This is a genomic window from Streptomyces sp. NPDC012508 (assembly GCF_042902595.1).
In the GTDB taxonomy this organism is placed as follows: Bacteria; Actinomycetota; Actinomycetes; order Streptomycetales; family Streptomycetaceae; genus Streptomyces.
This window is the reverse complement of record NZ_JBIBEO010000002.1, coordinates 66,567-88,619: the sequence shown is the minus strand read 5'-3', so window position 1 is coordinate 88,619 and position 22,053 is coordinate 66,567. Positions and strand designations below refer to the sequence as shown.

Sequence of the window (22,053 nt, the reverse complement as noted above, 5' to 3'; positions counted from 1 at the left end):
GCGATCCTCCGGCGTCATCGGCGGGCTCCAGCGCGGGACGCGAGGTCGTGCAGCACGCTCACGACGAGGCTGCGGGCGAGGGGCACCTTGAAACCGTTGTCGCGCAGCGGTTCGGCGGCGGCGAGTTCGGCGTCGGCCGCCCGCTCGTACGTCTCGGTGGTCGCCGGTGCGCCACGCAGCACCTCCTCCGCCTCGCGGGCCCGCCAGGGTTTGTGGGCGAGACCGCCGAAGGCGAGGGCGGCGCGCTCCACGCGGCCGTCCTCGACGGTCAGGACTGCGGCGACCGAGGCGAGAGCGAAGGCGTACGAGGCCCGGTCGCGGGCCTTGCGGTAGGCGCTGTACGAACCGCGCGGGGGCGGGGGCAGCGTCACGCCCGTGATGAGCTCGCCGTGCTCGATGGCGGTGTCCCGCTCCGGGCGGTCGCCGGGCAGGCGGTGGAACTCGGTGACCGGTACGGTCCGCTCGCCGGCGGCTCCGCGCAGGTGGACGTCCGCGTCGAGAGCGGCGAGGGCGACCGCCATGTCCGACGGGTGCGTGGCCACGCAATGGGCGGAGTGGCCGAGGACCGCGAGGTCGCGGTGGACGCCCTCTCGGGCCGGACAGCCCGAACCGGGCACGCGCTTGTTGCACGGCTTCGAGGTGTCCTGGAAGTAGAGACAGCGGGTGCGCTGGAGCAGGTTGCCTCCGGTGGTGGCCGCGTTGCGCAGCTGAGCCGAGGCGCCGGCCAGGAGGGCCTGCGAGAGCACGGGGTAGCGCGTGCGCACGGCCGGGTGGGCCGCGACGTCACTGTTGCGCGCGGTCGCACCAATGCGCAGGCCGCCTTCGGGGGTCTCCTCCACGCCGTCGAGTGGCAGACCGGCGATGTCGACGAGCAGCGGCGGGCCGGCGACGCCCAGCTTCATCAGGTCGACGAGGTTGGTACCGCCGGCGAGGAACTGGGCGCCGGGGTGGGCGGCGAAGTGATCGAGTGCCTCTTCGGCGCGCTCCGGCCGCACGTATGCGAAGGGTTTCACCGTGCGACCTCCTCGATCGCGTCGACGATGCGCGGGTAGGCGCCGCAGCGGCAGATGTTCCCGCTCATGCGCTCGCGGATCTCGTCCGGGGTGAGGGGGACCGGCTCGCCCGGTGGCTGCTCCGTCGGTGTGACGTGCGACGGGTGCCCGCGAGCCGCCTCGTCCAGCAGGGCAACGGCAGAGCAGATCTGGCCCGGGGTGCAGTAGCCGCACTGCAGGGCGTCCCGGGCGACGAACGCGTCCTGGACCGGATGGAGCCGGTCGCCGTCGGCGAGGCCCTCGATGGTGGTGACGGACGTGCCGTTGCATGCGACCGCGAGCAGCAGACAGCTGTTCACACGCCGCTCGTCGAGGAGGGTGGTGCAGGCTCCACACTGGCCGTGGTCGCACCCCTTCTTCGAGCCGGTGAGGTCGAGACGGTCGCGCAGCGCGTCCAGCAGCGTCGTGCGGTTGTCGACGTGGAGCGTGTGGCTGGTGCCGTTGACCCGAATGGTGATCGTGGAAGTGGTGCCAGGACCGAGGCCGGGGTCCTTCCCCTGGCCGTGCTCTGCTTCGGCCCTACGCATGGCGGGATGCCTCGCGACGGGCACACCGAGCGGTCTGGGACCGCTTACAACGCCTGGCTTGTTCGCGGGTGATCACGGTCCGTTCCACGGCCTGCCTCCTCGCCTTCCCCTTCACCGTCACGTTCGTCGACGGTATGCCAGGGCCGCCTTCCCCGCCTCCCGCGACCCAGGCGCCGATCCGGGTTTCACTCGACGTCCGTGGTCGCCGGGCCTGCCGGCCACTCCCGTCGTCGGGCGCTCCTCCTTCGCACCGGAGATGGGACCCGCGACCACGCGTCGCCTGCGCAACCCACCACTTTGAAGAAGCCGCTCATGCCTCCGGCACCGACGCGCTGCCCGCGCGGGTGACGCAGCCCACCGACAAGGCGTGCCCAGGGCGCCTGGACAATGCCACTCCAGTTCACGGCTCGGGCTCGGCGCCGTCCCACCCGAGCTCGAGACCCCCTCCGGCAGGGGGGCCAGGGGTCGGGACGGGATCGATGTCGGGCAGCAGCTTGGCCAGAGGAAGAGGATCGGCGGCGGGGCTCCCTCACGGGAAGTTCATGCCGCCGAGGGCGAGAGATCGATGGCGCCGGTGACGACGACGGTCAGGGGTGTGCCGAGGTGTTCGCACAGTCGGCGTGCGCGTGCGAGCACCCCGAGCGACGCAGGGGAGGGGTCGGCTGAGGGAATCAGCACCCGCACGTGCTGTGTGACGGCCATGGGTGAACAGCAGCAGCTCGATCCAGGGCGGCCGCAACGCGGCTGGACACATCGAGATCGCTCACAAGCTTGAGGTGCAGGACACCGTCCTCGAGCGTGGGGACGATGATCGACCGAGACCCCACCGTTCTAGGGTCGGAAGAGTGGGGCTGCCCCGGTGATCTGCAGGAGCCGGGTCACTGCGGGGCTGGCGGCTGCGATGGTGAGGGTCCGGCTTGCGTCGAGGGCGTGCTGGCGTGCGCGGAGCAGCGTGTTGAGGGCCATGGAATCGCAGAAGGAGACTTCCGACAGGTCGAGCATTACCCCGGCCCGGGCCTCGTCGTAATCGGTCAGAGCGTGCAGGAGAGTCGTTCTCAGGTCCGTGACGGTGTCGAGGTCGATCTCTCCACGGACCGTGACGAGCACACCGGACTTGGCCGACGTCACGGACACTTCCATGCGATATTCACCGTCCGTGTGAGGGGCCGCTGGGCGGGCGGGGTCGTGGAGCAACGTCATCTCCAACACCTCCGGAAGCGCGAAGGGGACCTGCATCGAGTGTCTTCGCGCCTCAGTCATACGTCAACAGTTACATGAACTCTTCTTCGCATTTCGAGAGTCCGGGGGCATGATGAGGGGATGACACCCAAGGGACACTCGGAGTGGACGTTCCTCACCAATCACGCCCGTGTGCTGCTGGCGCTCTCCCGCGATCCCGGCGTGCGGCTGCGGGATGTCGCAGCGAACTGCGGGGTGACCGAGCGCACCGTGCAGGCGATCGTGGCCGACCTTGAGGCAGCCGGGTACATCACGCGGGCCCGCACCGGAAGGCGCAACCGCTACACCCTCGTCCCCGGCGCCGCGTTCCGGCATCCGGCCGAAGCGGGCCGGGAGATCGCCGGCCTCCTTGAACTGTTCGCCGACCCCCGCCCCAGCATGGCGAGCACTCCGTAGCCCAGGCTTCGTCCAAAGCGGAGGGGCATGGCACGCCTTTCGGGAGCGAGCCGCACCCAGACGTACTGCGGCGGGATGGAGTGGCCGTGGCCGGCATCGAGTCCGTCTTGTCGGAGCTGCTGGCCCGGTCGCACCGTCTGTTGGCTTTAGAGATGCCTGCCGCAGATGCGGACTGCTCTGGCTGCGTCGAGCATGGCAGTGACCCCGACACCGTCGAGAAAGGGATGCGCCATGCCCAGAGGTTCCAGTCCGAAGCGTGAGCGTCAGTACAAGCGGATCGAGGAGTCCGGTGAGAAACGCGGCATGTCCGAGGACCGTGCGAAGGAGATGGCTTCCCGCACCGTCAACAAGGAGCGTGCGCGCGCGGGGGAGAGTAAGTCAGCCAGCCGCAGTTCCACCCAGGGCAAGTCCGCTTCAGAGCGCGGCGGTCAGAAGTCGGGCGGCGGCTCCTCGTCCGAGCGGACCAAGGACGAGCTGTACCAGGAGGCCAAGAAGCGCGGCATCGACGGCCGGTCGACGATGACCAAGCAGCAGCTCAAGAACGCCCTCGGGCACTGACCGCACTGGCCGAGCCCTTCGGCTCCCATGTACGCGCGGCTGCCCAAGTAGTGTCGGAAGGTGGTTCTCTCGTTCTGCTTGACGCTGCCGGGGCCGGGGGTCCTGGCGTTGGCTGCCAGGGAACAGTCACCGTCTCGCGGTACGGGTCCGCGAGGAGGGTTGGGAGGGGAGAGGCTTGACCATGATCCGTCCGGCGGAGAAGGAGCTGCGTGAGGTGCTGGCCCGGTTCGCTCAGGCACGCATCGAACATGACGTGCGCCCTACCGGGTCCACCAGCATGGCCCTCGAAGACATCACGTACACCTTGTGCGTGATGACCGGGGAACGCACCCTCGAGCGGGCCCTGCTTGCAGCGGACGCACTGCTTGACCAGTACAGCGGCCGTGCGGGCGTCTCCCAGGAGGACGCGACACTGGCGGCGTAGGCCCAGCCCGCGCTCACCCGCTGGCCCTGACAGGGACGCCTGCCGGCACACGATGAGGCGGCCGTCGGGTTCTCCCGATCGGCCGCCTTTGCGTTGTTCCTCGCGTCAGGAGCCCAGGGCCCCTTCGAGGGTGGGGTGGCAAAGCCACATCATGGACGAATCGACGGCAACGCCCGCGCCAGTACGTGCTCCTCCACGCCGCACAGGCCTGCCGGGAGCTGCCGCCCGGCCGCGTTCAGCAGCCTCTCGGCATCGGCCCGCGCGCCCTCGCCCTCGTGCCCGGGCGGATGGTTGCGCCATTTCCACCACGCCCGCAGCACCTTCGCTTCCATGGCGTAGCGCCGGCGAGCGGCAGACCAGCGAGAAGCCGCCTGTCAGGGCCGCAGGCCGGCCCGCCTGAGCGCGATCTCACAGAGGTCGGCGATGACGTCCCGGTCCCCTTGGCGCCACGCGTCGGCGAAGCCACCCGGAGGGGCCGGGAGCCCGGCGAGGTCGCCCGGCGGTCCGGTGAGAGCACGCAGGGCGAGCAGATCAGCGCCTCCCGGGGCATCGAGAAGGTGTCGAATGGTGGCGCTGCGCCGGATCCAGAGCAGACGTGGCGGGAGCCATGCCAGCAGTACGAAGGCCACGGGAATGACGATCAGAGCCGTTGCGGTGAAGGTGGCCACGCGGCTGACCGTTTCCTGGAGCGATTCTCCGGCCTCGGCAAACCCGGTGCTGGCGTCGGCCGCGGACTGGAGCGGTTTCCGCAAAAGGCCACCGACAAATGGCACGTTCGACGCCGCATCGCCGGCGTTGCCGAGTTCAGTGGCCAGGCTGTCGCCCGAGCTTTCGACTTTCCGCCCCGGCTCGGCCAGTAGCATGATCGTTTCGCGGACGGTGAGAGCCCCCCACACAGCAGCGGCGATCAGAAGTACGGCGATCAGGTCTGCGAGCACCTGACGGTTCCGGCGTGCTGGTGTCTGAGCGTAGAAGCGCATCGGCGGGCTCCCGTTCGGGCCATGGTGGCGAGGAGGATCGACCACTGCTGGGCGCGGATCGGCCGGCCGACCGTACTCGAACTCGACTCTGGCACCTCTCTCCACAAGAAGGCGGCCATGACACGACGCCTGGCCGGCACTCGGTGAATGAGGCTGAGAGGACTGTCCGTGGTCAGCACAAGCAAGATGGAGCCCCCACCCGTTCGCTCGGGCATTCGAGGCGGTCGCACTCTCGCCGCCTGCGCCGGGAGCGGGTGCAGGACCTGATTCCCCGCGCCCGTTGGGGAGAGCCCAACGAGAACGGGCGTGCCGCTGGATCAGCAGGACTCGTCCAGCTTGACCGAGTAGATCGCGTCGCGGAGCGTGTCCGTGGTGCCGGGCTCCGGGTCCTGGCGGCAGACCTTCCAGTTGCTGTTGTTGATGATGAAGCGGTCGCCTTGTGCGTCCTCTTCGTTGACGAGGAAGCCCTGGCTGCGCAGCAGGTTCTGCGCTTCGCGGTGGTTCATGCCGACGACGTCGGGCACGTCGGCCGGCTCGGTGTTCGGGGGTTCGGTCGGCTCGGCCGTCGGCGTCGGCGTGGTGACGGCAGTGGTGGGCGCCGCCGTCGGAGCGGTCGTTCTCGCAGTCGAGGACGGAGATGAGGACTCAGGACTGCAGGCGCCCAGGGCGACGGCGGTGAGCGCGGTCCCGAGGATGAGAGCGCTCGCCGAGCGGAACGTCATCCCACTGACCCCGGACGACAGGGCGAAGCTGTAGCAGTCTTCCTCGAAGACGACGACCGTGGTGTGATCACGCTGCGTTGTACGGGCGCGCTCAGCGGTATGTTCCGACCGCGACTGCTCACCCGGAGACGCCTGGTGACACTCGCTCGACGCTGCGGCAGTACGGCAGTTCGTGTAGCGGCTCCCCGGCAAGGAACCGGGTGATCAAGTCGGCGACTTCCGCTGTCCGTTCCAGGATGACCATGTGATCCGCGTCGCGGACCTCCGCGTGCCAGCTGTCGGCACACGCTGCCGCCATCTGGCGGCACAGCTCCGGTGTGGTGAACGAGTCGTACTCGCCGGCCACGGTCAGAACCGGCGCACGAGGCGGCTGGCTGGTGTCGAGAGCCTGATGGGTGAGCAGGCGCAGGGTGTTGGTGCGCATCTGGTGCGTCTCCGCCTCGGAAAGGTTGGTGATGCGGCGCAGCAGCAGTCTGCGGATGCGGGCGCCGTTGGGGATGTCTGCGAGGCGTTCGGGCGTCATGAGCAGGTCGACTGTGGCGTGCGCGTATGTCTCCATGTCTCCGGCGGTCAGGTGTTCCAGAGTGCGGCGCATCGCGGCCTGTGCGTGGTGGGGGATGGCGGTCATCGTGCCGACCAGGACCATGCGCCCCACCCGGTCCGGGTAGCGCCGGGCGATCTCGTAGGCGATGGCGCTTCCGTAGGAGCCGGCGAGCACGTTGACCTGACCGGCATCCCACTCATCGAGCATGTGCCAGACCGCGTCGGCGAGGAAGTCGACGCCGTAGGTTTCGGGCAGCAAGTCGGCTGCCCCCCAGCCCGGGGGGTCGACGGTGAACACGTCCATGCTCCCGAGGAACACCTCTTCGCAGCGCCCCCAGGACTCCTTGCGCTGGAACGCACCGCCGATGATCAGCACGGGCGGGAATCGAGGGGCGGATGCGCGGATCACACGTGATTCGCAGGAGAAGCCCTGCCAACGATGTGCTCGCACAAGTGCCTCGCCCGGTGGCGGAGCAGCCTCGGCGGGGAGATGCGGCGCCTTGAGCGACGTGCCGGAGTAGTTCACGCACGGTAAACGATCTTCGAGTTCCGGCGTCACGGTGGCACCCCGGACGGTGCTGCGTGTCCGTCAGATGAGGACAGCTCCGCTGCGTCGCCTCCCTCCACGCTGCCCTCATCGTCCGGGAGCAGGTGGTCCTGTCCTTGACGGCTGTGAGGCGTCGGTGAGATTGGCGCCGTGGGCGGCGTCGCGCTCGGAGTTGGCGACGCCGTGCCAGTCCAGGCACATGACGGTCGCGTCGTCGTCGAGGTGGCCGTGGCCGGCGTCGACGATCGCTTTGATGAGGGTGCGGGCGGCTTCGCGGGGGTGCAGCGCGCGGCTGCGGATGATCAAGCCCGACAGGTCGAGGTCCTCGGCGTTGCGCTCGAGCATGCCGTCGGTCAGCATGATCAGTCGGTCACCCGGGCGGAGGTCCAGCGTCTGCACGCGGTAGGTGTTGGCCGGCGATGTCTGGGCACTGAGGCCGAAGGGGAGATCGACTTTCGGGCGGATCTCCTGGACTTCTCCATCGCGCATCCGCAGCGGCCAGGGATGCCCGGCGTTGACGAACTCCGTCTCGCCATCGATCAGGCTGATGCGCAGCAGCTGGCCGGTGACGTAGCCATTGCGGCCGTGATCGCGCATGGCCAGGTCGGCCTGGCGGGCCTGTTCCGCGAGGTCGGCACCCGCCCGCCGTGCCCGCCGTAGGGCGCCCACCACCAGGGTGGCCAGCAGCGCAGCGTCGACGTCGTGACCCATGGCGTCGGTCACGGAGAGCTGGACCGTATCCCGGTCGATCACGTAGTCGAAGGTGTCGCCTCCCACGTGGTCGGCGGGTTCCAGGGCCCCGGCGACCGCGAACTGTGCCGCCTCGCACGCCAGCGACGCCGGGAGCAGCCGATGCTGGATCTCCGCGGCCAGACTCAGCGGCTTGGTGCGCCGGCCCCACTGGTACACATCGGTGTGGGACCGGTTCGCGATGACGATGTACGCCAGCGCGTGCGCGGTCTCGCCGATCGCCCGCATCACCTGCGCGCTCGGCGCCGCGGGCAGGAACAGTTCGAGGAGCCCGACGGCATCCCCACGGTTGGTCACTGGGGCGACGACCCGCACCAGCTCACTCCCGCCCCTGTCCTCCACTCTCGGCCGCTGGCTGCGGATCACGTCGTCGTACAGGGTGCCCCGCAGCCGAATGCGCCGGGCTGGCTCACCGGTCTCGACGCTGCCCGCGGCCCCCAGCCGCACGACCGAACTGCCGGAGAAGTCAGTGATCAGAAATGACACCGACGCGGCCCCGAGGTGCTCCTTGAGCATGCGCGCGACCACGTCGAGCGACTCCACAGGGGCCGCGGCCTCGGCCGCTTCCAGCGTCCCCGCCAAAGTCATTGCCCTGCCCCGCTGACTTCCCTCCACGGGAGGGCGATAGGCTTGACCGTCGTCTGGCTCTCCTGCGGTCATAGCGACCCCTTGCTGCTTGCTGCGGGTCGGGACTCCGTCCCGGATACGCGAAAATCCGCGCCGAGGCGGCCACCGGACAGGTCACATTGCACCACGAGCCCCCGGAGACCCCCAGCCGTGTACTGCGGGCGCGGCTCCGCACGACGGCAGCGGGAGGTTGCCGGCGCCGCATCAAGAGCCCGGGCCCGGCAGGACCTCCTCCGCTGTTGCGCCGTGCCGGCGGCCGCAGGCCGCGCATGAGGGCGCCGAGGGCAGGAGCTGGCGCTGGATCTCCGCGGAGAGGCTGACCGAGGTGGTGCGGTTGCCCCAGTGGTAGAAGTCGAAGCGGCGGTCGGTGACGATGATGTAAGCCAGCGCGTGCGCGGCCTCTTCGACCTGCTCCAGCACATCCCGGGTGACCCGGGTGAGGAACAGCTCGAGGACACCGATGGTGTCGCCACGGTCGGTGACAGGGGCAAGCACCCGCTGGCCCTGCTCACCGTCCGATTCCAGCACCGGTCTCTGGCTGCCCAGGACTTCGTCGTAGACGCTGCTGTCGGCGAGGGGAACCTGTTCAGCGCGCTCCTCCTGGTGCGTGGCCGCCGTGTCGTGAACCCGCAGCAGGCGTCGGCCGACGACATCCACGAACAGGAACGACACGTACTGGGCACCGAACCGGTCACGCAGATTACGCGCCACGACATCGAGGGAGTGCACCGGCGCGGCCGCCTCCGCCGCTGCCAGCACCTCAGCCAGTCCGATCCGCTCACGCGCCACACCAGCCTCCACAGAGTTCTCTTTCCCGCCAAACGACGGAATCACAACCACGACACGGATCAGCCCGTCAGGGACGACAGACCTGACCGCAGCGGGTGTCCGGCCGCGGCATGCGGCAGCCGGGCCGTTCAAGTCTGCCGAACCGGGTCGGTCCTACGCTGCCGCCGTGGCCTGTTCACCGCGCTCGAGGCCGTCACCGGTGCGCTCCCTCTGCTGCTCTACCTCAGGCCGGGAGAGCACTTCACCGCACACCATGACGGGCGCGGGTGCTCAGACCGCCGGCGTAGCACCGGCTGCTTCGGGCAGGTGCCCGGTGAGGCACGGCAGGCCATTGGGGCGGGGTCGTTATCAGCCGTCACTCATGCCGTATCGGGGGCGTGGCCGAGCCCCACCGCCGACGCCCGGCGGCGTGTGGAGGAGCGGTGCGCTCCTTGCGTCGCCAGGCGGCGAGTGCCTCAGACATGGACTTGGCGCTCCCGCTACGCCCCGGCTTCACACGGGTGGGACTGACTTAGGCGACCGCTGACACCTGCTCGCAGCGGCTTCGCCTCAGCGGCAACGCCGTGTCGGCCAGGCAGGCAACCCTCGCCGGGGAGTGGGAGCGGAACGGAAAGGGCGGACCGAGGCGTACGTCGATTCGGTTATCCCGGGTATGCGCGGTAGGGGGAGCGCCCCCCCGCGTGCCAGGTGGATCCCCGGGTAGGTCGCCCGTGCCCTGGCCTGCCCCTCTCTCCGACAGAACGGAAAGTGACTTCTGATCATGAATTCCTCTCAGACGGTGCGGCCCCCTCCCGTACGGGCGGACACGGGGAGCGACTTCGCCCGGCTCTCCCGGAAGATCCAGGAGGCCGGACTCATGGCCAGGCGCCCCGGATACTACGCACTGCGCATCGCGGCCGTGACGGCCCTGTACGCCGGCGGTTGGACGGCGTTCGTTTTGATCGGCGACAGCTGGTGGACGCTGCTGGTGGCCAGTTTTCTGGCCTTCGTGTTCGGGCAGGTGGCGCTGCTCGCGCATGACGTCGCCCACCGGCAGGTCTTCCGGCTGCGCAAGGGCAGCGAGGTGTCCGGGCGCGTCGCCGGCAACCTCGGTATCGGCATGGGGTACGGCTGGTGGCAGGACAAGCACACCCGACACCACGCCAATCCCAACCACGAGGACCTCGATCCCGACCTTGACCCGGACATCCTTGTCTGGACGCAGGACCAGGCCCGTGTAGCCAGGGGACTGCCGCGGCTGCTCGGTCGCTCGCAGGCGTTCCTCTTCTTCCCGCTGCTCACGCTGGAGGGGTTCAACCTGCACGTGTCCGGGGTGCGGTCGCTGTTCGACCGCTCGCTCAAGCAGCGCATGTGGGAAGGGGCCCTGCTCACTGTGCACTTCGCCGCCTACCTCGGCACGCTGTTCCTGGTGCTACCGCCCGGCACGGCGGTCGCCTTCCTCCTTGTCCACCAGTGCCTCTTCGGCGTCTACCTCGGCTCGATCTTCGCCCCGAACCACAAGGGCATGCCGATCCTGCGAGGCGCCGACCGTCCCGACTTCCTGAGGCGCCAGGTCCTGACCTCCCGCAACGTGCGCGGAGGCCGGTTGACCGACATCGTCCTCGGCGGTCTCAACTACCAGATCGAGCACCACCTCTTCCCGAGCATGCCCAGCCCGCACCTGCGCAGGGCCCGGACCATCGTGCGCGGGTATTGCCAGGAGCTCGGGGTCAGCTACGCGGAGACCAGCCTGGTCAACTCCTACCGGCAGACCCTCGCCAGCCTCCACGCGGCTGGAGCTCCCCTGAGAAGGCCGCGGACCGCCTGACGCCAGTGGCGAGCGCGCCGCCGACCGTCACGCGGCGGGCCGCCTTGGCCTTGGCCACGGACTCCTCGAGCACGCGGCCATGAGGTGGACAAACGACCGTCCGGCGCGCTCTCCGCGTCTTCGGTGGTGGCCGGTGCGCGGTGATCACTGGGCTGTTGCCGGCCGTGTTCGCCACGCTGTTCCTGCTGTACGACGGCAGGCGCATCTGGCTGTGGACGCTCAAGCTGATCCCCGCAGCGGCACGCCCCGGGGTCGCCGGCGCCGGACCGAGCGCCTGGCGGACCCTCAGCGCCTATATCCGCGGCACCACGATCGTGGCCATGATCGACGCCGTCTTCATCGGAGTGGGCATCCACTTCCTCGGCGTGCCGCTCGCCGCCACATCGGTGTGGTGATCTTTCTGTCCTCCCTCGTGCCCCTGGTCGGCGCGGGCGTCTCCGGAGCACTCGCCGTCGTCGTCGCACTCGTCACCGAGGGCGTCTTCACCGCACTGATGGCATTGATGGTCGTCCTCGTGGGGCGGCAGATCGAAGGACACGTGCTGCAGCCGCTCATCCTGGCCCGGGCTGTCCGGTCCACCCGCTGGCCGTCGTCCTGGCGGTGGCCACGGGCGGCCTGGTCGCGGGTTTCGGCGGGGCCGTCGTGGCGGTCCCGCTCGTCGCCGTGGGCAACACCGTGGTGGGCTACCCCCGCGCCCACCACGCCGCGAGCTCGACGGCCCCGGCGCACCCGCAAGGTTCCCCGGCCGGGGAACAGGAGGCGAAGGGCGAGGACGGCAGGGGGCGAGAAGGGCACGGACCAGTGAGACCGGGGCAACCGGTGATCGAACGCCGACGCCAGGGGCCAGGTGCACGGCGTGCAGGGTGCGCCCGCTGTCCTCCGCCGGAGTCGCCCTTCGTGGCCTGGCTGGGAGGCGACATCACCGCCGGCGGGAAGGAAGGTCGCCGACGACAACCCGGACGTGATCCGGGTACGGCGATCAGTCGCACATGCGAGCTCGGAGTCGGGTCAGCGCCCGACGGTCCTCCTCGCGGCTGACCGTCTTCCTGTGAGGTGCCGCGAGGCAGCGATCGCCGATATGGGCGCTGTCCGCGACGGCCGGCTGCGCTCGCGCGCAAGGACAGCACCCAGGCGGGGCTGTCGGGGAGCTGCCCTACGTGGCGCCTCGCCGCCTCGCGCGTCTCTACCTCAGCGATCCGGGCGCGGACCAGGTCCAGGGTCAGCACGACCCCGTGCCCCAGCTGCGGAGCCGAGGGACGTCTGGCGGGCCTCAGCCCGGGAGGCCAGGCTCTACCCGATCAGTGGGCGGGCGAGCGAGCTCCCGGGTCAGTGGGGGAGGGGCCAGAGGCCCGGCCTGGACATGTAGGGGGCGAGCTGGCGGTAGCGCTTCCACATGGCGTACAGCTGCTGTGCGGGGCGCTGCTGTTCGCCGTGGACGGCGTTGAGGACGAGCAGGCCGCCCGTCAGAGCCGGCACCACCCACTGCATGACCGCGAGGTGCTGCTCGGCCTTCTTCGTCTCCACGGGATGCCGCTCGGCCTTCTCCGCGTCACCCGGGTTCTCGGAGGAGGCGTGTTCGATCTTCTTGCCGAGCATGCGTGTGTAGGCCGTCGCAGCGAGCGCGGCCCCGGTCAGGGCGGTCTTGGCGATCGTGGAGGCGGCGACGCCCTGCTGGGTGACGACCCGCGCCGCGTTCGCGGCGAGCAGCCCACTGGTCCCGACCAGGTGCATCCCGATGGCGGCCGCGCCGACCGGCGCCCACTTCGACCAGCCCGAACTCGCGATCCGCGCACCCAGCGCCCAATCGTGGTCGCTCTGTGCCTTGGCGGCGGCGTTGAGGCCGACCGCGCCCATCAGGGAGCCGCCGAACCAGGCGGCGAGCCCGACATCGTGCAGACTGCGCAGGGCGGTGTTGCGTCCGGACATCCAAGGTCTCCTCGGGCACGTCGGAGCGCCGGAAGTGCCGGCGCGCACTGGGACCACCGTCACCTGCTGCGACGGGTGCCGCCATGGCGGTTGCTCCGAGCGGCCCACCTCGTAGGGCGGTGGCTGGTACGAGACCGGCGTCGTCGACCGACCGCCGGCCCTGTGATTGTCAGCGCCTTGGGGCTCATCAGCATGCCACTTTGGCGCGCGGTGGCAGGTCGTTGGCCTCGGTTGCCCTTCCCACAGTGGGGGACTGCGGCGCTCGGGCGTCTGCCCAAGCCCAGGCAGTCGAATTCTTCCGGCTGCGCGCATGCGCGTCAGCTCGTCGGCGCCTCGTCGATGCCATCTACTCCCTCGGCCGACTGCAAACGCGTCTCAGATGTTCCGGCGACCCTGTGATGAGTATGTGGCGGAGGAGCTTCGGCGGCAGGTCTAGTGGGGCGCGCGTAGCAGTGCGGCGAGGGATGCGGCGAGTGTCACCGGTTCCACGGGGAGGGTGATCGTCGCGTCGGCGTGGCACCAGGTGGCCAGCCAGGCGTCCTGAGGCCGGCCGATCAGGAGCAGGACCGGCGGGCACTGGAAGACCTCGTTCTTGATCTGCCAGCACACGCCCATTCCGCCGATAGGAACCGCCTCGCCGTCCAGCACGCAGGCGTCGATACGGCCTGTGTCCAATGCCAGCAGAACCGCGGGCAGGGTCGCGCATTCGACGAACACGACCGGCGGGACGTCGGATGCGGGCCTGCGGCCTGTGGCGAGGCGGACCTGTGCCCGGGTGCGGGCGTCGCTGCTGTACAGGAGGACTGAGACGCTCGACGGCATCGCTTCTCCTGGCTCGGGTGATCGGCCGTGGTGAACGGGAGCCAGCCCTGCCAGGCTGCTCCGGAACCTAGATGTTCAAAAATACACAAATCGGGTATTTAGGCATGTTCGGCGATAGTCGAACGCCTGCCCGCTCCGTACGGGCGGGCAGGCGACGTCTTGGCGCGGCGGTGAGATGTGATGGCGCAATGCAAAGTCCCCGATTACCGCACCGGTCATCGTGGCCGACACTGGACCCACGCCCTGCGTTGTGCGCAGAAGGCGGGAGCTGTCATCGTCACCGACGAGACGGAGGAGCCGGTGATCTACGCGTCCGAGGCCTCCGGGCCCGGTCGTTTCAGGCCGTGGCTTACCCCGATGGGTTCCCGCTACGACAGCCACGATGTCCACCCCGAGTGGTGACGGCAAGCGGCACGCGACTCTGATGAAATGCGGGCTCCAGCGGCACTGCGGGGCCTCGGGATGAGAGCTCCGAGGCGACCGTCGATGTCCGGTTCTGTCTGCCGGGGCTTGTGCCCCGGCTACGGCCTGTCAATCCGGCTTGCTTCCGCGCCCACCACTGTTCGAGGTCGATTACCTCACTGTCGAACACGCGAAAATCTATCTCGGCCAGAGTAGACATTGGGTAGTGACCTGGTTATGGTTTCTCTCGTAGCTCAGAGAGACCGCAGGGCCAGGCAGAGATGAACTGCCTGGCAGCAGTACCCGAAGTTGCAGTTCGCAGGTCGGTGCGGTGGTGGAGTTTCGAAGCCAGGGTGGTTGCAGGACGGCGACGTGACTGACGACCGGACCGGGTGGCCCGCGGTGATCAGGGGCCGCCACCGTAGTGGCAGTACCCAGCAGTGAAGTCAGCGGTACCTCGGTGAAGGCGTCGGCTGCGGACGCGCGCACCGGGAGGTTCGGCAGTGGGGTTCTAAGCCAGTGCAGACGCAGGACGGGCGACGGGGCTGGCTGTCGAAGAGTGGCGCTGTCACAGGCCAGTGAGTAGTACGCAGTAGAGCAGCGGTACCAGCATCACCGGCAGTACCAGCGGTGTGCAGTGCCCGCTGAATGAGTAGTTGATCACCGAGGGAAGAGCGGAGGAACGAAGCGCCATCTGGATCGCCCGGGCGGAAGTCGTGAGCCCGGGTACCGCAGGACATCGATAGTGAGGTGGTCTCCGGTCAAGCAACCGCGATCCCCGCACCCCCGACAGCAGCCAGGTCGGGTCAGCGGACACAGAACGCCGACGCAGTATCAGGGTCGGCAGGTGGTGTAGTAGTTCCTTCGGGGCCCTGGTGCCGTACGGCACCAGGGCCCCTCCATGCGTTCCATGAGAGAGGTGCAAATGACAGCAGATGACTCGTACGGCCGTCTCGACGACGACGACTACCCGGCCTTCACCATGGGCCGGGCCGCCGAGATGCTCGGCACCACACCGAACTTCCTCCGCGCCCTCGGGGACGCCCGCCTCATCACTCCGCTGCGCTCCGAGGGCGGCCACCGCCGCTACTCCCGCTATCAGCTGCGCATCGCCGCCCGCGCCCGGGAACTCGTCGACCAGGGCACCCCGATCGAGGCCGCCTGTCGCATCATCGTCCTGGAAGACCAGCTCGAGGAAGCCCAGCGCATCAACGCCGAACACCGCCGCACCGCCGAATCGGCGAACCCCACGGCCGCGGCCTGACACGGTGGTGCGCCCGCCGGATACCGGCGGGCCCGCGCACACGAACAGGGCGTTTCCTGTGGTGACAGGGTGTAGGGACGTGTAGCGTCCCGGTTAGCTGTCGTGGTTCGGAAGTTCCCTCTGCCCATGCCTACGCGTGGGTTTTTTGCTGTGCTGTGCCGCAGGAACCAGGGCGATCACCTCCGTCTCCCGCATGGTGTGGGAGGCGTTCCTCGACTGGAAGGCATGTGGACATGGCTACGGGAACTGTGAAGTGGTTCAACGCGGAGAAGGGCTTCGGCTTCATCGCCCAGGACGGTGGCGGCCCGGACGTGTTCGCCCACTACTCGGCGATCAACTCCTCGGGCTTCCGTGAGCTTCAGGAGGGTCAGATGGTGACGTTCGACGTCACCCAGGGCCAGAAGGGCCCCCAGGCGGACAACATCAACCTGGCCTGACCCGCCCACACTGCCGGCGAGGACCGGGGCAGACTGCCCTTGGTCCTCACTGCCCGCACGGGATGGCCGACGCACGCCGTACGAACCGTACGGACCCGGCCTGCTCGTTTCACGGCCTGCAGACTCCGACGACTTCGCGGGGGCGTGGCCACCGGACAGGCGGCAACGCCCAGCGGCGCTGACGGCTCCCGGACGCGCTGCCGCGGGCGACTGGACCGCCGAACCCGCTCCGGCGTTCGGCACCGGGCTCCGGGAGCCCCACCTTGGTCGGCTGCGCCGTCTGGTCCCCTGCCCGGCCGACGTCGGGCATCACACCTGCCCAGGCCTGAGCGCACGGGGGCGGTGAATGGGGGCGTGGGGCTTGGTCATCAGAGGCTCGGGTCGCCAGCGCTCCGAGCCAATACGGTCGGCACAGAGCCTCGGTCGCGGGCTGGAGATCGTCCGCAAGGACCCCGGCCGGTGGGGTTCCAGGTCCAGCCCAAGCGCTACGCAGCTTCGGCCGGGGCTGCGTAGGACGGACGGGTGCCGGGGCTCAGTCGGTGTCGATGCCGCGCGCGGCGAAGACCTCCGCCGCATCCGGCACGGCCAGGACGCCGTCTTCCACGAAGGTGACCTCCCGCAGGTTGGGCAGCAGGGCGAGGTCGTCAAGCGAGCGGACGTCGAACAGATCGTCTTCGCCGTCCCAGGCGGGGGCGCAGTGCCGGAAGACTTCCGCCCCGGCGTCGAAGCACAGTTCCTCGACGCGGGCGAGTAGCGCGTCCGGGATCTCCAGGACCTCGAAATGGGCCCGGGACTCCGGCAGCACCTCCATGTGGAGGCCATTGTCCAGGACGAAGGACGCCGGGTCGCCGATTCCCCGCTCGGCCAGCCGCGCGGGCAGGTCGTATGGCGGGAGGAGCGGCTCGGGGCCGTACATGAGCTCCTCAATGACGAGCAGCTTGAAGTTGAAGTCGCGGAACTGGCTCATTGCACATGAGTACCACGGAGGTACGGCACGGGTCCGGCCCCGGCCCCCTCCGCTATGGAGACCGTGCACCATCTGGTGTCAGCGGCGGCTGTTACGGTCCGGCCATGACACGCCCCGACCACGTGCTTGCTGTCCCGCGCCGGAATCCGTGATCCGGTGAGGCTTGCTGCGGGATCCTTCGATTTTGATCTTGACCGGGCCGAGCGCGGGGAAGAGGTCCGTCTGGCGAGCGGAGCGCCGCTGAGAGCCGTGGCGGGCGACGACACCGGCGGAACCTATTTCATATGTGCGGACGGGGCTGTGCTGTACGCGAGCTCCGAGGCCGAAGTCGGCCTCATCGGCGCCAGCATGGACGAGGCTCTGGAGATGCTCTTCGGTCTGCCGGGCTGGCACGACTACACCGAACTCGACCTCGCGGCTGGACGCCGATCGCAGCACGCTGCTCAGCGGGTTGGGTCTGCGCCGGCTCCCCAGGAGGGAGCTGTTGCACAGGCGCCAGGAGTCCCTTCTGAGAGTGCGGAACGTGAGCTCTTGTCCGTTTCGTGATTGAGGTTGGGGAAGGATCGCTGGTCGCGGGCTGGGCGTGGTCCTCAGGCGCCGGGCCGGGTGAACAGGCCGGGTTCGGCTTCGGTGAGGATGCCCCGGCTGACCAGGCGTTTCAGTTTGGAGCGGATGCCTTCGGCGTTCTTCGGGAGGATCGGCAGGTCGAGGGCCTGGCAGAGGTCGCGGGCTCGCATCGGCCGGCCCGCGTCGGCCAGGGCGGTGAGGATCTGCGGGTAGGCGGGGTGGTCCGGGATGTCGGGACCGCTCCGGCTCGGAGGTGGGTGAGGGCGCGGGGAGAGTGAGGAGGGTCTTGCGGGTGATGCGCAGGTTCTCGCTCTCCGCGTCGAACTCGCCGAGCTGCCGGGTGAGTTCTTCGATGCGGGCCCTCAACTGCTCGGCCTGGGAGGCGAGTTCGAGCTCGCTGGGCTCGATACGCTGGTCCAGAACTCCCTCTGCACCGAGGCGCTGGAACGGGGGCGGGCGGACGCCGAGAAGATCCCCGATGCGCTCGACGCGGTGCTGGCGATCGCCCGCCCGGTCGTGGAGTGCAACCGCGCCCATGTGGACAACGGCCGCACCTACCTGCGCGAGATGGTCTTCGGCGATTCCGCCGAGCCGCGCCATCGCGAGGCCCTGGAGATCACCGCGCGGACCGAGGCGGCGATTCGAGGCCGGCCAGGTCTCCTTCGGCAGGACCACGACCTACGCGGAGTGGCACGGCACGGTCTCCGGACCGAAGGGCAAGGACATCCCGTTCGGAATCGTGGAGCGTTTCGGCCCGGGCGGGAGTGGGAGCTGTACTTCGACACCCTCCCGCTGGTCGCCGACCGGGCGGAGATCGGCGCGCTCTTCCAGAAGTTGGCCCAGCCTTAGCTCGTTCTGTGTTCTGGTCTCGAACGAGGTCTCGAATTGCCTAGCTCACCTGCGCATTCGCCGGATGTTCGGGCGGCCATCGTCTGATCATGTGCTCCGACGAAGGAATGCACGTGATCACGACGAAGGCTGTGAGGTGCGTCTGCTGCCTTAGACGTCATCTCAATTGGCTCGGTGGGCTGTGCCCGTGGCGGGGATCGTTGAGCGGCTGGTGCCGGATGAGCTGTGGGAGTTGTTCCAGCGAGTGGTGCCGGAGGCTCCTTCGCGGCCTCAGGGTGGTGGCCGGTGTCGGCATGGCGATCGGGAGGTGCTGGCGGCGATCGTGTTCGTGGCCACCTCCGGGTGCACGTGGCAGCAGTTGCCTGCCGCATCATCCGGGCATTCCCGGGCCACGGCTCACCGCCGGCTCGCCGAGCGGTCGAAGGCCAGGGTGTGGGCCAAGCTGCACCGCCTGGTCCTGGACGAGCTCGGCTCTCGGGGCGCGCTGGACTGGTCGAGGTGCGCGATCGACTCGGTCAGCGTGCGGGCGATGAAGAGGGGGAGCTGACGGGTCCGAATCCTGTCGACCGGGGCAAGTACGGGTCGAAGATCCATCTGAATCACTGAGCGGACCGGCCTGCCCATCTCCGTCGGGATCTCCGGCGCCAACCTCCACGACAGTCAGGCCCTGATCCCGCTGGTGAAGGGCATACCCCCGATCCGTTCACGCCGCGGCCGACGCCGGCGCAAGCCCGGCAAAGGGTTGTCTCGTAACTCCGACGGCCTTGGCTTCGACTGTGATCGGAAGGCTTGGTCAGGCGTCACTGGGACCGGGAGCCCAGCCGGTGTGCTGGGCCCAGGCGTCAGCGCGTCGGATGATGTCCCATACGAAGGCATCTTTTGCTCGGGCGTAGCCGGGACGGTCGTTGCGGAATGTGGCTGCGCAGCGCTTCTTGGCAGCCGCGTACTCGTTCGCGGCAGCCGTGTGGCACCGGAGGTAGTCGCGAAACAGTAGTGGGAACTGCTCTGAGAAGCTGCCCAGTTGCCGCACGTGCACGTGGGTCCGGCGCTGACCTGGAGGTTCCCGGAAGTATCGTTTGGTCTGTTCAGGATTGTCCGCCCGGTACACGAGCCCCATCTCTGTCAGCGGGCGCAGGAATGCATCCGTCGCTTCCAGCGATGCCACTGAGATCTGGATGTCAATCACCGGCTTGGCCGCCAGCCCTGGCACCGAGGTGGACCCGATGTGGTCGATTCGAGCCGCAGCATCACCGAGGGCGACACGTAGGCACGTGCCCCACCTGGCGAACATGGCTGGCCACGCAGGGTCGTAAGGCATGATCTCGACTGGCTCTCCCATACTGCGAGTGTTGCAGGGCTTGCCGCGACCGTGATGTGCGGCTGCCGCCTGCACCGCCGCTACGAGCGCAAGGCCGAGCACTTCCAGGCCTTCGTCGGGATCACAGCCGCTCTCATCTGCTGTCGCAGGCTGGTGGCCTGACGGGCAGCGCCCGGAAATGGGACGATCCACAGCGTGCTCGGATGGATGCGCCACACCCCGCGCTGGGCGGTCATATTGGTCTGCGTGATCGCGGCCTTGCTGCTCTTCGTCGGCGCTTCCGCGCATGTAGCCGACCTTTTCAGCCACGGTCTGCACCCCTACGGCTGGGCACCGAGCTGGCTCAACCTCTACTGGTCGTCGCTGGCGCTCTTCGACACGCTCGCCGCTGTGTTCCTGATCAGGGGCAAACGCCGAGGAACCGACCTGGCCTGCGCCATCATGGCGACCGACCTCGCCGCCAACTGGTACGCGGTCTACGGCATTCAGCACAGCAGCTTCGCCGCTCAGCCTGGCCTTCAACGCCTGACCGTCTTCGCCGCACTCGTCCTGGGAACGACACCGTTCATCCGACGACACCTCACCAAATGAGATGACGTCTCAGCCTGGCCTCGGTGGAGAAGAGCATGAGCACCCTGAGGAAGCACGAGGTCCTCGCCTCCGCGGGTAGAGGCCGGGCCATCCGCGCGTACGCCATCCTGCGCCCCCGAAACCCTCGATGCCGTGGCCTACGGCGGCACCCTGTCGACGGCCTAGCCTCACAGCGCGAGAAGGCGCCCCAGGCCGGGGTCGCCTTCTCGCTGACTGGGCCCCCTTGCCAAGGGCTCGAACTCTCACTCCGACACGAAGCAGCACTGGGGGCGCGAGGGCAGGCGATCGAGCGGGTCCGCCGTCGGGCGATGTCTAGGACAGGGACGTGGGCCGTCGAGGGGGTGGTACTGCCCGCAGTAGTTCCCATAGGGGTTTGGAGCCGCCGGCCCATTCGGCGAGGACGGCGCGGTTGACCAGGTGCAGTCGTTGGTCGCGGGCAAACTCGACTGCCGGGTTGGTGAACCTGCCGTTGGTGACGAGGACGACGACGTTCCTCTGGGACTGACAGCGGTACGCCCGGGCCCATGCAATTCGGCCCCTATCTGCTGGGCCGAGCGTCGCTATCAGGGCTCTGTGCCGACGTGTTAGGGGTCGACGCAGTTACTGCTGCAGCCATCGCCGGCTATCGCGAGAACGGTGCCCAGCATGAGGATGACGAGGATCACGATGAGCACGTGGATGAAGTCTCTCCGAATGAAGTGGTTGTCCTTGTCGGGTGGTTTCGGAGCGTTGTGCTCCTGGCTCCCGCCGCCGCCCGCGGGCTCGGCACCGGGCCGGTCGTCTCCTGCTGTCGCCATCGGTCCCCACCGTCGTCGCCCCTGTTGTGAGAACACGGCATCGGGCCGCCTCTGTCAAGCCCCGTTCACTGCCGGCCTGATCCTGACCAGGCATGCACCGATCATGCCCTGCGCTCGCACCTCTCGGCGGCTGCGGTGAGCACCGCTCGCTGCCTCGGCCTTGCCATCCGCCCTGGTCCGCGGCGACAACATCCCCGCTGCACCATCCCGGACAAGGCCGATCAAGCGCGTAGCCGCCAGAAGCACGGTTCCCGCGGCGGCCGGCCGCAGTATTTCGACCCGGCCGACTACCGCGAGCGCCACGCGGTCGAGTGCGGGATCAACCGACTCAAGAGACATCGCGCTGTCGCCACCCGGTACGACAAGCTCGCCGTCCGCTACGAGGCGACCGTGCTGATCGCAGCTCTCAACGAATGGCTTTGAACGGAGGTAGCTCTCCCGTCCTGGTTCACCAGTCCCGGCCGGCGGTCAGCTCCTCTGCATCTGTTTCCGTGAACCCGTGTGCCGACGCGACGAAGCAGAACTCGTCACAGATCCACTCCCGCGCCACCGTCTCGATCCCGCTCCCGGCCGCCACGAACTCCCTGTCCAGCAGGTTGAACTCCTCCGTCGCAGCCTGGGTGAGTGCATACAAGCTCTCCAGGTCCGACGGCTGCTCGGCCTCGATGCGCTCGCACAGCCGCAGCAGGATCGCCTTCCCCTGGTCGACCACGTGATCAGGGAAGTACGAGTCGTCGTACATCTGCCGCAGGAATGCGTGTCCCGCTACCTGCTGGTTTGTGATCGGCATGGCACTTTCCCACCTCCGCGAAAAGCTGACGCGCCGATCATGCACAGCACCACTGACAACGACGCCGCCCTTGCACGCCAGACGTCATGCGACCAGGACTTTCACGACAGGCCCTAACCGGGCCGACTGGCTGTTCGTCAGATCCCCACGTCCCACAGAGCGTGATCGTGCCTGCGGTGGAAGGGGAAGGCCAATGGAGACTCGCACTGACACCCTCCTTGGCCTCCTGGGCCGCAGCTACCGGCTCTTCCCCCCTGGCTGCGCATACCGCGAACGCCTCGAGGCTGGCATCAACCGCCTCAAGCGCCACCGCGCGGTGGCCACGAGGTACACAAGGTCACCGTCCGCTACGAGGCAACAGT

At 68.7% G+C, this 22,053-nt stretch carries 26 protein-coding genes and 5 pseudogenes; 13 read left to right on the top strand and 18 right to left on the bottom strand.

Annotation, left to right across the window (positions count from 1 at the left end; genetic code table 11):
• Positions 1-14: 14 nt before the first annotated feature.
• From ACFY8U_RS06385 to ACFY8U_RS06370, 4 genes are all read right to left on the bottom strand, one after another.
• Positions 15-1,013: an FAD binding domain-containing protein gene (locus tag ACFY8U_RS06385; protein ID WP_389566431.1), complete on the bottom strand. Its 999-nt coding sequence runs from the start codon at positions 1,011-1,013 to the stop codon at positions 15-17.
• Positions 1,010-1,579: a 2Fe-2S iron-sulfur cluster-binding protein gene (locus tag ACFY8U_RS06380; protein WP_389566428.1), complete on the bottom strand. Its 570-nt coding sequence runs from the start codon at positions 1,577-1,579 to the stop codon at positions 1,010-1,012. Before ACFY8U_RS06380 ends, ACFY8U_RS06385 begins: the two co-directional genes overlap by 4 nt.
• Positions 1,580-2,119: 540 nt before the next feature.
• Positions 2,120-2,281, bottom strand: coding sequence for a hypothetical protein (locus ACFY8U_RS06375; protein ID WP_389566425.1), 162 nt, complete (start codon positions 2,279-2,281; stop codon positions 2,120-2,122).
• Positions 2,282-2,410: 129 nt separating this feature from the next.
• Positions 2,411-2,719 carry an STAS domain-containing protein gene (locus ACFY8U_RS06370; protein ID WP_389566422.1) on the bottom strand — a complete coding sequence of 103 codons (309 nt, stop codon included), beginning with the start codon at positions 2,717-2,719 and terminating at the stop codon, positions 2,411-2,413.
• A 180-nt stretch (positions 2,720-2,899) separates the two neighbouring features.
• On the opposite strand from ACFY8U_RS06370, the gene ACFY8U_RS06365 reads away from it, so the two are divergent.
• From ACFY8U_RS06365 to ACFY8U_RS06350, 4 genes are all read left to right on the top strand, one after another.
• Positions 2,900-3,214, top strand: a complete 315-nt coding sequence (locus ACFY8U_RS06365; protein WP_361608516.1) for a helix-turn-helix domain-containing protein — start codon at positions 2,900-2,902, stop codon at positions 3,212-3,214.
• Between the two features lie 86 nt (positions 3,215-3,300).
• Positions 3,301-3,474 carry a hypothetical protein gene (locus ACFY8U_RS06360; protein ID WP_389566419.1) on the top strand — a complete coding sequence of 58 codons (174 nt, stop codon included), beginning with the start codon at positions 3,301-3,303 and terminating at the stop codon, positions 3,472-3,474.
• Positions 3,446-3,772, top strand: coding sequence for a plasmid stabilization protein (locus ACFY8U_RS06355; RefSeq protein ID WP_389566416.1), 327 nt, complete (start codon positions 3,446-3,448; stop codon positions 3,770-3,772). Before ACFY8U_RS06360 ends, ACFY8U_RS06355 begins: the two co-directional genes overlap by 29 nt.
• A 181-nt stretch (positions 3,773-3,953) precedes the next feature.
• Positions 3,954-4,196: a DUF5133 domain-containing protein gene (locus tag ACFY8U_RS06350; RefSeq protein ID WP_389568218.1), complete on the top strand. Its 243-nt coding sequence runs from the start codon at positions 3,954-3,956 to the stop codon at positions 4,194-4,196.
• A gap of 149 nt (positions 4,197-4,345) precedes the next feature.
• Here ACFY8U_RS06350 and ACFY8U_RS06345 read toward each other — a convergent pair whose 3' ends face one another.
• From ACFY8U_RS06345 to ACFY8U_RS06320, 6 genes and pseudogenes are all read right to left on the bottom strand, one after another.
• Complete coding sequence (locus ACFY8U_RS06345; RefSeq protein ID WP_389566414.1) at positions 4,346-4,528, bottom strand: hypothetical protein; 183 nt, start codon at positions 4,526-4,528, stop codon at positions 4,346-4,348.
• A gap of 42 nt (positions 4,529-4,570) precedes the next feature.
• Positions 4,571-5,176: a hypothetical protein gene (locus tag ACFY8U_RS06340; RefSeq protein WP_389566411.1), complete on the bottom strand. Its 606-nt coding sequence runs from the start codon at positions 5,174-5,176 to the stop codon at positions 4,571-4,573.
• A 317-nt stretch (positions 5,177-5,493) separates the two neighbouring features.
• Positions 5,494-5,898, bottom strand: a complete 405-nt coding sequence (locus tag ACFY8U_RS06335) for a PASTA domain-containing protein (RefSeq protein ID WP_389566408.1) — start codon at positions 5,896-5,898, stop codon at positions 5,494-5,496.
• A 118-nt stretch (positions 5,899-6,016) separates the two neighbouring features.
• A complete protein-coding gene (locus tag ACFY8U_RS06330; RefSeq protein ID WP_389566406.1) occupies positions 6,017-7,000 on the bottom strand; it encodes an alpha/beta fold hydrolase in 984 nt (327 codons plus the stop codon).
• A 75-nt stretch (positions 7,001-7,075) separates the two neighbouring features.
• Positions 7,076-8,326, bottom strand: coding sequence for a PP2C family protein-serine/threonine phosphatase (locus ACFY8U_RS06325; RefSeq protein WP_389568215.1), 1,251 nt, complete (start codon positions 8,324-8,326; stop codon positions 7,076-7,078).
• 300 nt (positions 8,327-8,626) lie between these two features.
• Positions 8,627-9,154, bottom strand: a pseudogene (locus tag ACFY8U_RS06320) (serine/threonine-protein phosphatase); the annotation flags it as partial.
• Between the two features lie 760 nt (positions 9,155-9,914).
• Here ACFY8U_RS06320 and ACFY8U_RS06315 point away from each other — a divergent pair.
• Both ACFY8U_RS06315 and ACFY8U_RS06310 read left to right on the top strand, forming a co-directional pair.
• The gene (locus ACFY8U_RS06315; RefSeq protein ID WP_389566403.1) at positions 9,915-10,961 is read left to right on the top strand and encodes a fatty acid desaturase family protein; all 1,047 of its coding nucleotides are present in this window, start codon (positions 9,915-9,917) and stop codon (positions 10,959-10,961) included.
• A 143-nt stretch (positions 10,962-11,104) separates the two neighbouring features.
• A pseudogene (locus ACFY8U_RS06310) lies at positions 11,105-11,658 on the top strand (AI-2E family transporter); the annotation flags it as partial.
• Between the two features lie 629 nt (positions 11,659-12,287).
• Here the strand turns inward: ACFY8U_RS06310 and ACFY8U_RS06305 are convergent.
• Both ACFY8U_RS06305 and ACFY8U_RS06300 read right to left on the bottom strand, forming a co-directional pair.
• A complete protein-coding gene (locus ACFY8U_RS06305; protein WP_389566400.1) occupies positions 12,288-12,887 on the bottom strand; it encodes a hypothetical protein in 600 nt (199 codons plus the stop codon).
• Between the two features lie 432 nt (positions 12,888-13,319).
• Complete coding sequence (locus tag ACFY8U_RS06300) at positions 13,320-13,709, bottom strand: hypothetical protein (protein WP_389566397.1); 390 nt, start codon at positions 13,707-13,709, stop codon at positions 13,320-13,322.
• A 1,327-nt stretch (positions 13,710-15,036) separates the two neighbouring features.
• On the opposite strand from ACFY8U_RS06300, the gene ACFY8U_RS06295 reads away from it, so the two are divergent.
• Both ACFY8U_RS06295 and ACFY8U_RS06290 read left to right on the top strand, forming a co-directional pair.
• Positions 15,037-15,375, top strand: coding sequence for a MerR family transcriptional regulator (locus ACFY8U_RS06295; protein WP_389566395.1), 339 nt, complete (start codon positions 15,037-15,039; stop codon positions 15,373-15,375).
• Positions 15,376-15,608: 233 nt separating this feature from the next.
• Positions 15,609-15,812 carry a cold-shock protein gene (locus ACFY8U_RS06290; protein ID WP_389566392.1) on the top strand — a complete coding sequence of 68 codons (204 nt, stop codon included), beginning with the start codon at positions 15,609-15,611 and terminating at the stop codon, positions 15,810-15,812.
• 532 nt (positions 15,813-16,344) lie between these two features.
• On the opposite strand, the gene ACFY8U_RS06285 is transcribed toward ACFY8U_RS06290, so the two are convergent.
• Both ACFY8U_RS06285 and ACFY8U_RS06280 read right to left on the bottom strand, forming a co-directional pair.
• Complete coding sequence (locus ACFY8U_RS06285) at positions 16,345-16,779, bottom strand: DUF6892 domain-containing protein (RefSeq protein WP_389566389.1); 435 nt, start codon at positions 16,777-16,779, stop codon at positions 16,345-16,347.
• Positions 16,780-17,369: 590 nt separating this feature from the next.
• Positions 17,370-17,516, bottom strand: coding sequence for a hypothetical protein (locus ACFY8U_RS06280; protein ID WP_389566386.1), 147 nt, complete (start codon positions 17,514-17,516; stop codon positions 17,370-17,372).
• Between the two features lie 322 nt (positions 17,517-17,838).
• Here ACFY8U_RS06280 and ACFY8U_RS06275 point away from each other — a divergent pair, with 322 nt between their 5' ends.
• Both ACFY8U_RS06275 and ACFY8U_RS06270 read left to right on the top strand, forming a co-directional pair.
• Positions 17,839-18,195, top strand: a complete 357-nt coding sequence (locus ACFY8U_RS06275) for a hypothetical protein (protein WP_389566383.1) — start codon at positions 17,839-17,841, stop codon at positions 18,193-18,195.
• Positions 18,196-18,382: 187 nt separating this feature from the next.
• Positions 18,383-18,934 (top strand): annotated as a pseudogene (locus tag ACFY8U_RS06270) (IS5 family transposase); the annotation flags it as partial.
• A gap of 54 nt (positions 18,935-18,988) precedes the next feature.
• Here ACFY8U_RS06270 and ACFY8U_RS06265 read toward each other — a convergent pair.
• A complete protein-coding gene (locus ACFY8U_RS06265; RefSeq protein ID WP_389568213.1) occupies positions 18,989-19,486 on the bottom strand; it encodes a GrpB family protein in 498 nt (165 codons plus the stop codon).
• Between ACFY8U_RS06265 and ACFY8U_RS06260 the strand changes: the two are divergent.
• Both ACFY8U_RS06260 and ACFY8U_RS06255 read left to right on the top strand, forming a co-directional pair.
• Positions 19,478-19,675 (top strand): annotated as a pseudogene (locus ACFY8U_RS06260) (hypothetical protein); the annotation flags it as partial. The gene ACFY8U_RS06265 and the pseudogene ACFY8U_RS06260 sit on opposite strands and share 9 nt — an antisense overlap.
• A 33-nt stretch (positions 19,676-19,708) precedes the next feature.
• Entirely contained in the window at positions 19,709-20,104 is a 396-nt protein-coding gene (locus tag ACFY8U_RS06255) for a hypothetical protein (protein WP_389566380.1), read from the top strand.
• A gap of 312 nt (positions 20,105-20,416) precedes the next feature.
• On the opposite strand, the pseudogene ACFY8U_RS06250 reads toward ACFY8U_RS06255, so the two are convergent.
• Together ACFY8U_RS06250 and ACFY8U_RS06245 are read right to left on the bottom strand one after the other, a co-directional pair.
• Positions 20,417-20,596, bottom strand: a pseudogene (locus ACFY8U_RS06250) (restriction endonuclease); the annotation flags it as partial.
• 92 nt (positions 20,597-20,688) lie between these two features.
• Positions 20,689-20,901, bottom strand: a complete 213-nt coding sequence (locus tag ACFY8U_RS06245; RefSeq protein WP_389566377.1) for a hypothetical protein — start codon at positions 20,899-20,901, stop codon at positions 20,689-20,691.
• A 135-nt stretch (positions 20,902-21,036) separates the two neighbouring features.
• On the opposite strand from ACFY8U_RS06245, the gene ACFY8U_RS06240 reads away from it, so the two are divergent.
• Complete coding sequence (locus tag ACFY8U_RS06240; RefSeq protein WP_389566375.1) at positions 21,037-21,324, top strand: hypothetical protein; 288 nt, start codon at positions 21,037-21,039, stop codon at positions 21,322-21,324.
• Positions 21,325-21,349: 25 nt separating this feature from the next.
• Here the strand turns inward: ACFY8U_RS06240 and ACFY8U_RS06235 are convergent, their stop codons facing one another.
• Positions 21,350-21,691 carry a DUF5713 family protein gene (locus tag ACFY8U_RS06235; RefSeq protein ID WP_389566373.1) on the bottom strand — a complete coding sequence of 114 codons (342 nt, stop codon included), beginning with the start codon at positions 21,689-21,691 and terminating at the stop codon, positions 21,350-21,352.
• Positions 21,692-22,053: the final 362 nt, after the last annotated feature.

What these genes read in the sequence shown, in the direction of transcription:
- ACFY8U_RS06380 (WP_389566428.1), bottom strand. Translation starts at nt 1,579, where the DNA reads ATGCGTAGGGCCGAAGCAGAGCACGGCCAGGGGAAGGACCCCGGCCTC.
- ACFY8U_RS06375 (WP_389566425.1), bottom strand. Translation starts at nt 2,281, where the DNA reads ATGGCCGTCACACAGCACGTGCGGGTGCTGATTCCCTCAGCCGACCCC.
- ACFY8U_RS06370 (WP_389566422.1), bottom strand. Translation starts at nt 2,719, where the DNA reads ATGGAAGTGTCCGTGACGTCGGCCAAGTCCGGTGTGCTCGTCACGGTC.
- ACFY8U_RS06365 (WP_361608516.1), top strand. Translation starts at nt 2,900, where the DNA reads ATGACACCCAAGGGACACTCGGAGTGGACGTTCCTCACCAATCACGCC.
- ACFY8U_RS06355 (WP_389566416.1), top strand. Translation starts at nt 3,446, where the DNA reads ATGCCCAGAGGTTCCAGTCCGAAGCGTGAGCGTCAGTACAAGCGGATC.
- ACFY8U_RS06350 (WP_389568218.1), top strand. Translation starts at nt 3,954, where the DNA reads ATGATCCGTCCGGCGGAGAAGGAGCTGCGTGAGGTGCTGGCCCGGTTC.
- ACFY8U_RS06345 (WP_389566414.1), bottom strand. Translation starts at nt 4,528, where the DNA reads ATGGAAGCGAAGGTGCTGCGGGCGTGGTGGAAATGGCGCAACCATCCG.
- ACFY8U_RS06340 (WP_389566411.1), bottom strand. Translation starts at nt 5,176, where the DNA reads ATGCGCTTCTACGCTCAGACACCAGCACGCCGGAACCGTCAGGTGCTC.
- ACFY8U_RS06335 (WP_389566408.1), bottom strand. Translation starts at nt 5,898, where the DNA reads ATGACGTTCCGCTCGGCGAGCGCTCTCATCCTCGGGACCGCGCTCACC.
- ACFY8U_RS06325 (WP_389568215.1), bottom strand. Translation starts at nt 8,326, where the DNA reads ATGACTTTGGCGGGGACGCTGGAAGCGGCCGAGGCCGCGGCCCCTGTG.
- ACFY8U_RS06315 (WP_389566403.1), top strand. Translation starts at nt 9,915, where the DNA reads ATGAATTCCTCTCAGACGGTGCGGCCCCCTCCCGTACGGGCGGACACG.
- ACFY8U_RS06305 (WP_389566400.1), bottom strand. Translation starts at nt 12,887, where the DNA reads ATGTCCGGACGCAACACCGCCCTGCGCAGTCTGCACGATGTCGGGCTC.
- ACFY8U_RS06300 (WP_389566397.1), bottom strand. Translation starts at nt 13,709, where the DNA reads ATGCCGTCGAGCGTCTCAGTCCTCCTGTACAGCAGCGACGCCCGCACC.
- ACFY8U_RS06295 (WP_389566395.1), top strand. Translation starts at nt 15,037, where the DNA reads ATGACAGCAGATGACTCGTACGGCCGTCTCGACGACGACGACTACCCG.
- ACFY8U_RS06290 (WP_389566392.1), top strand. Translation starts at nt 15,609, where the DNA reads ATGGCTACGGGAACTGTGAAGTGGTTCAACGCGGAGAAGGGCTTCGGC.
- ACFY8U_RS06285 (WP_389566389.1), bottom strand. Translation starts at nt 16,779, where the DNA reads ATGAGCCAGTTCCGCGACTTCAACTTCAAGCTGCTCGTCATTGAGGAG.
- ACFY8U_RS06280 (WP_389566386.1), bottom strand. Translation starts at nt 17,516, where the DNA reads ATGCGAGCCCGCGACCTCTGCCAGGCCCTCGACCTGCCGATCCTCCCG.
- ACFY8U_RS06265 (WP_389568213.1), bottom strand. Translation starts at nt 19,486, where the DNA reads ATGTTCGCCAGGTGGGGCACGTGCCTACGTGTCGCCCTCGGTGATGCT.
- ACFY8U_RS06245 (WP_389566377.1), bottom strand. Translation starts at nt 20,901, where the DNA reads ATGGCGACAGCAGGAGACGACCGGCCCGGTGCCGAGCCCGCGGGCGGC.
- ACFY8U_RS06235 (WP_389566373.1), bottom strand. Translation starts at nt 21,691, where the DNA reads ATGCCGATCACAAACCAGCAGGTAGCGGGACACGCATTCCTGCGGCAG.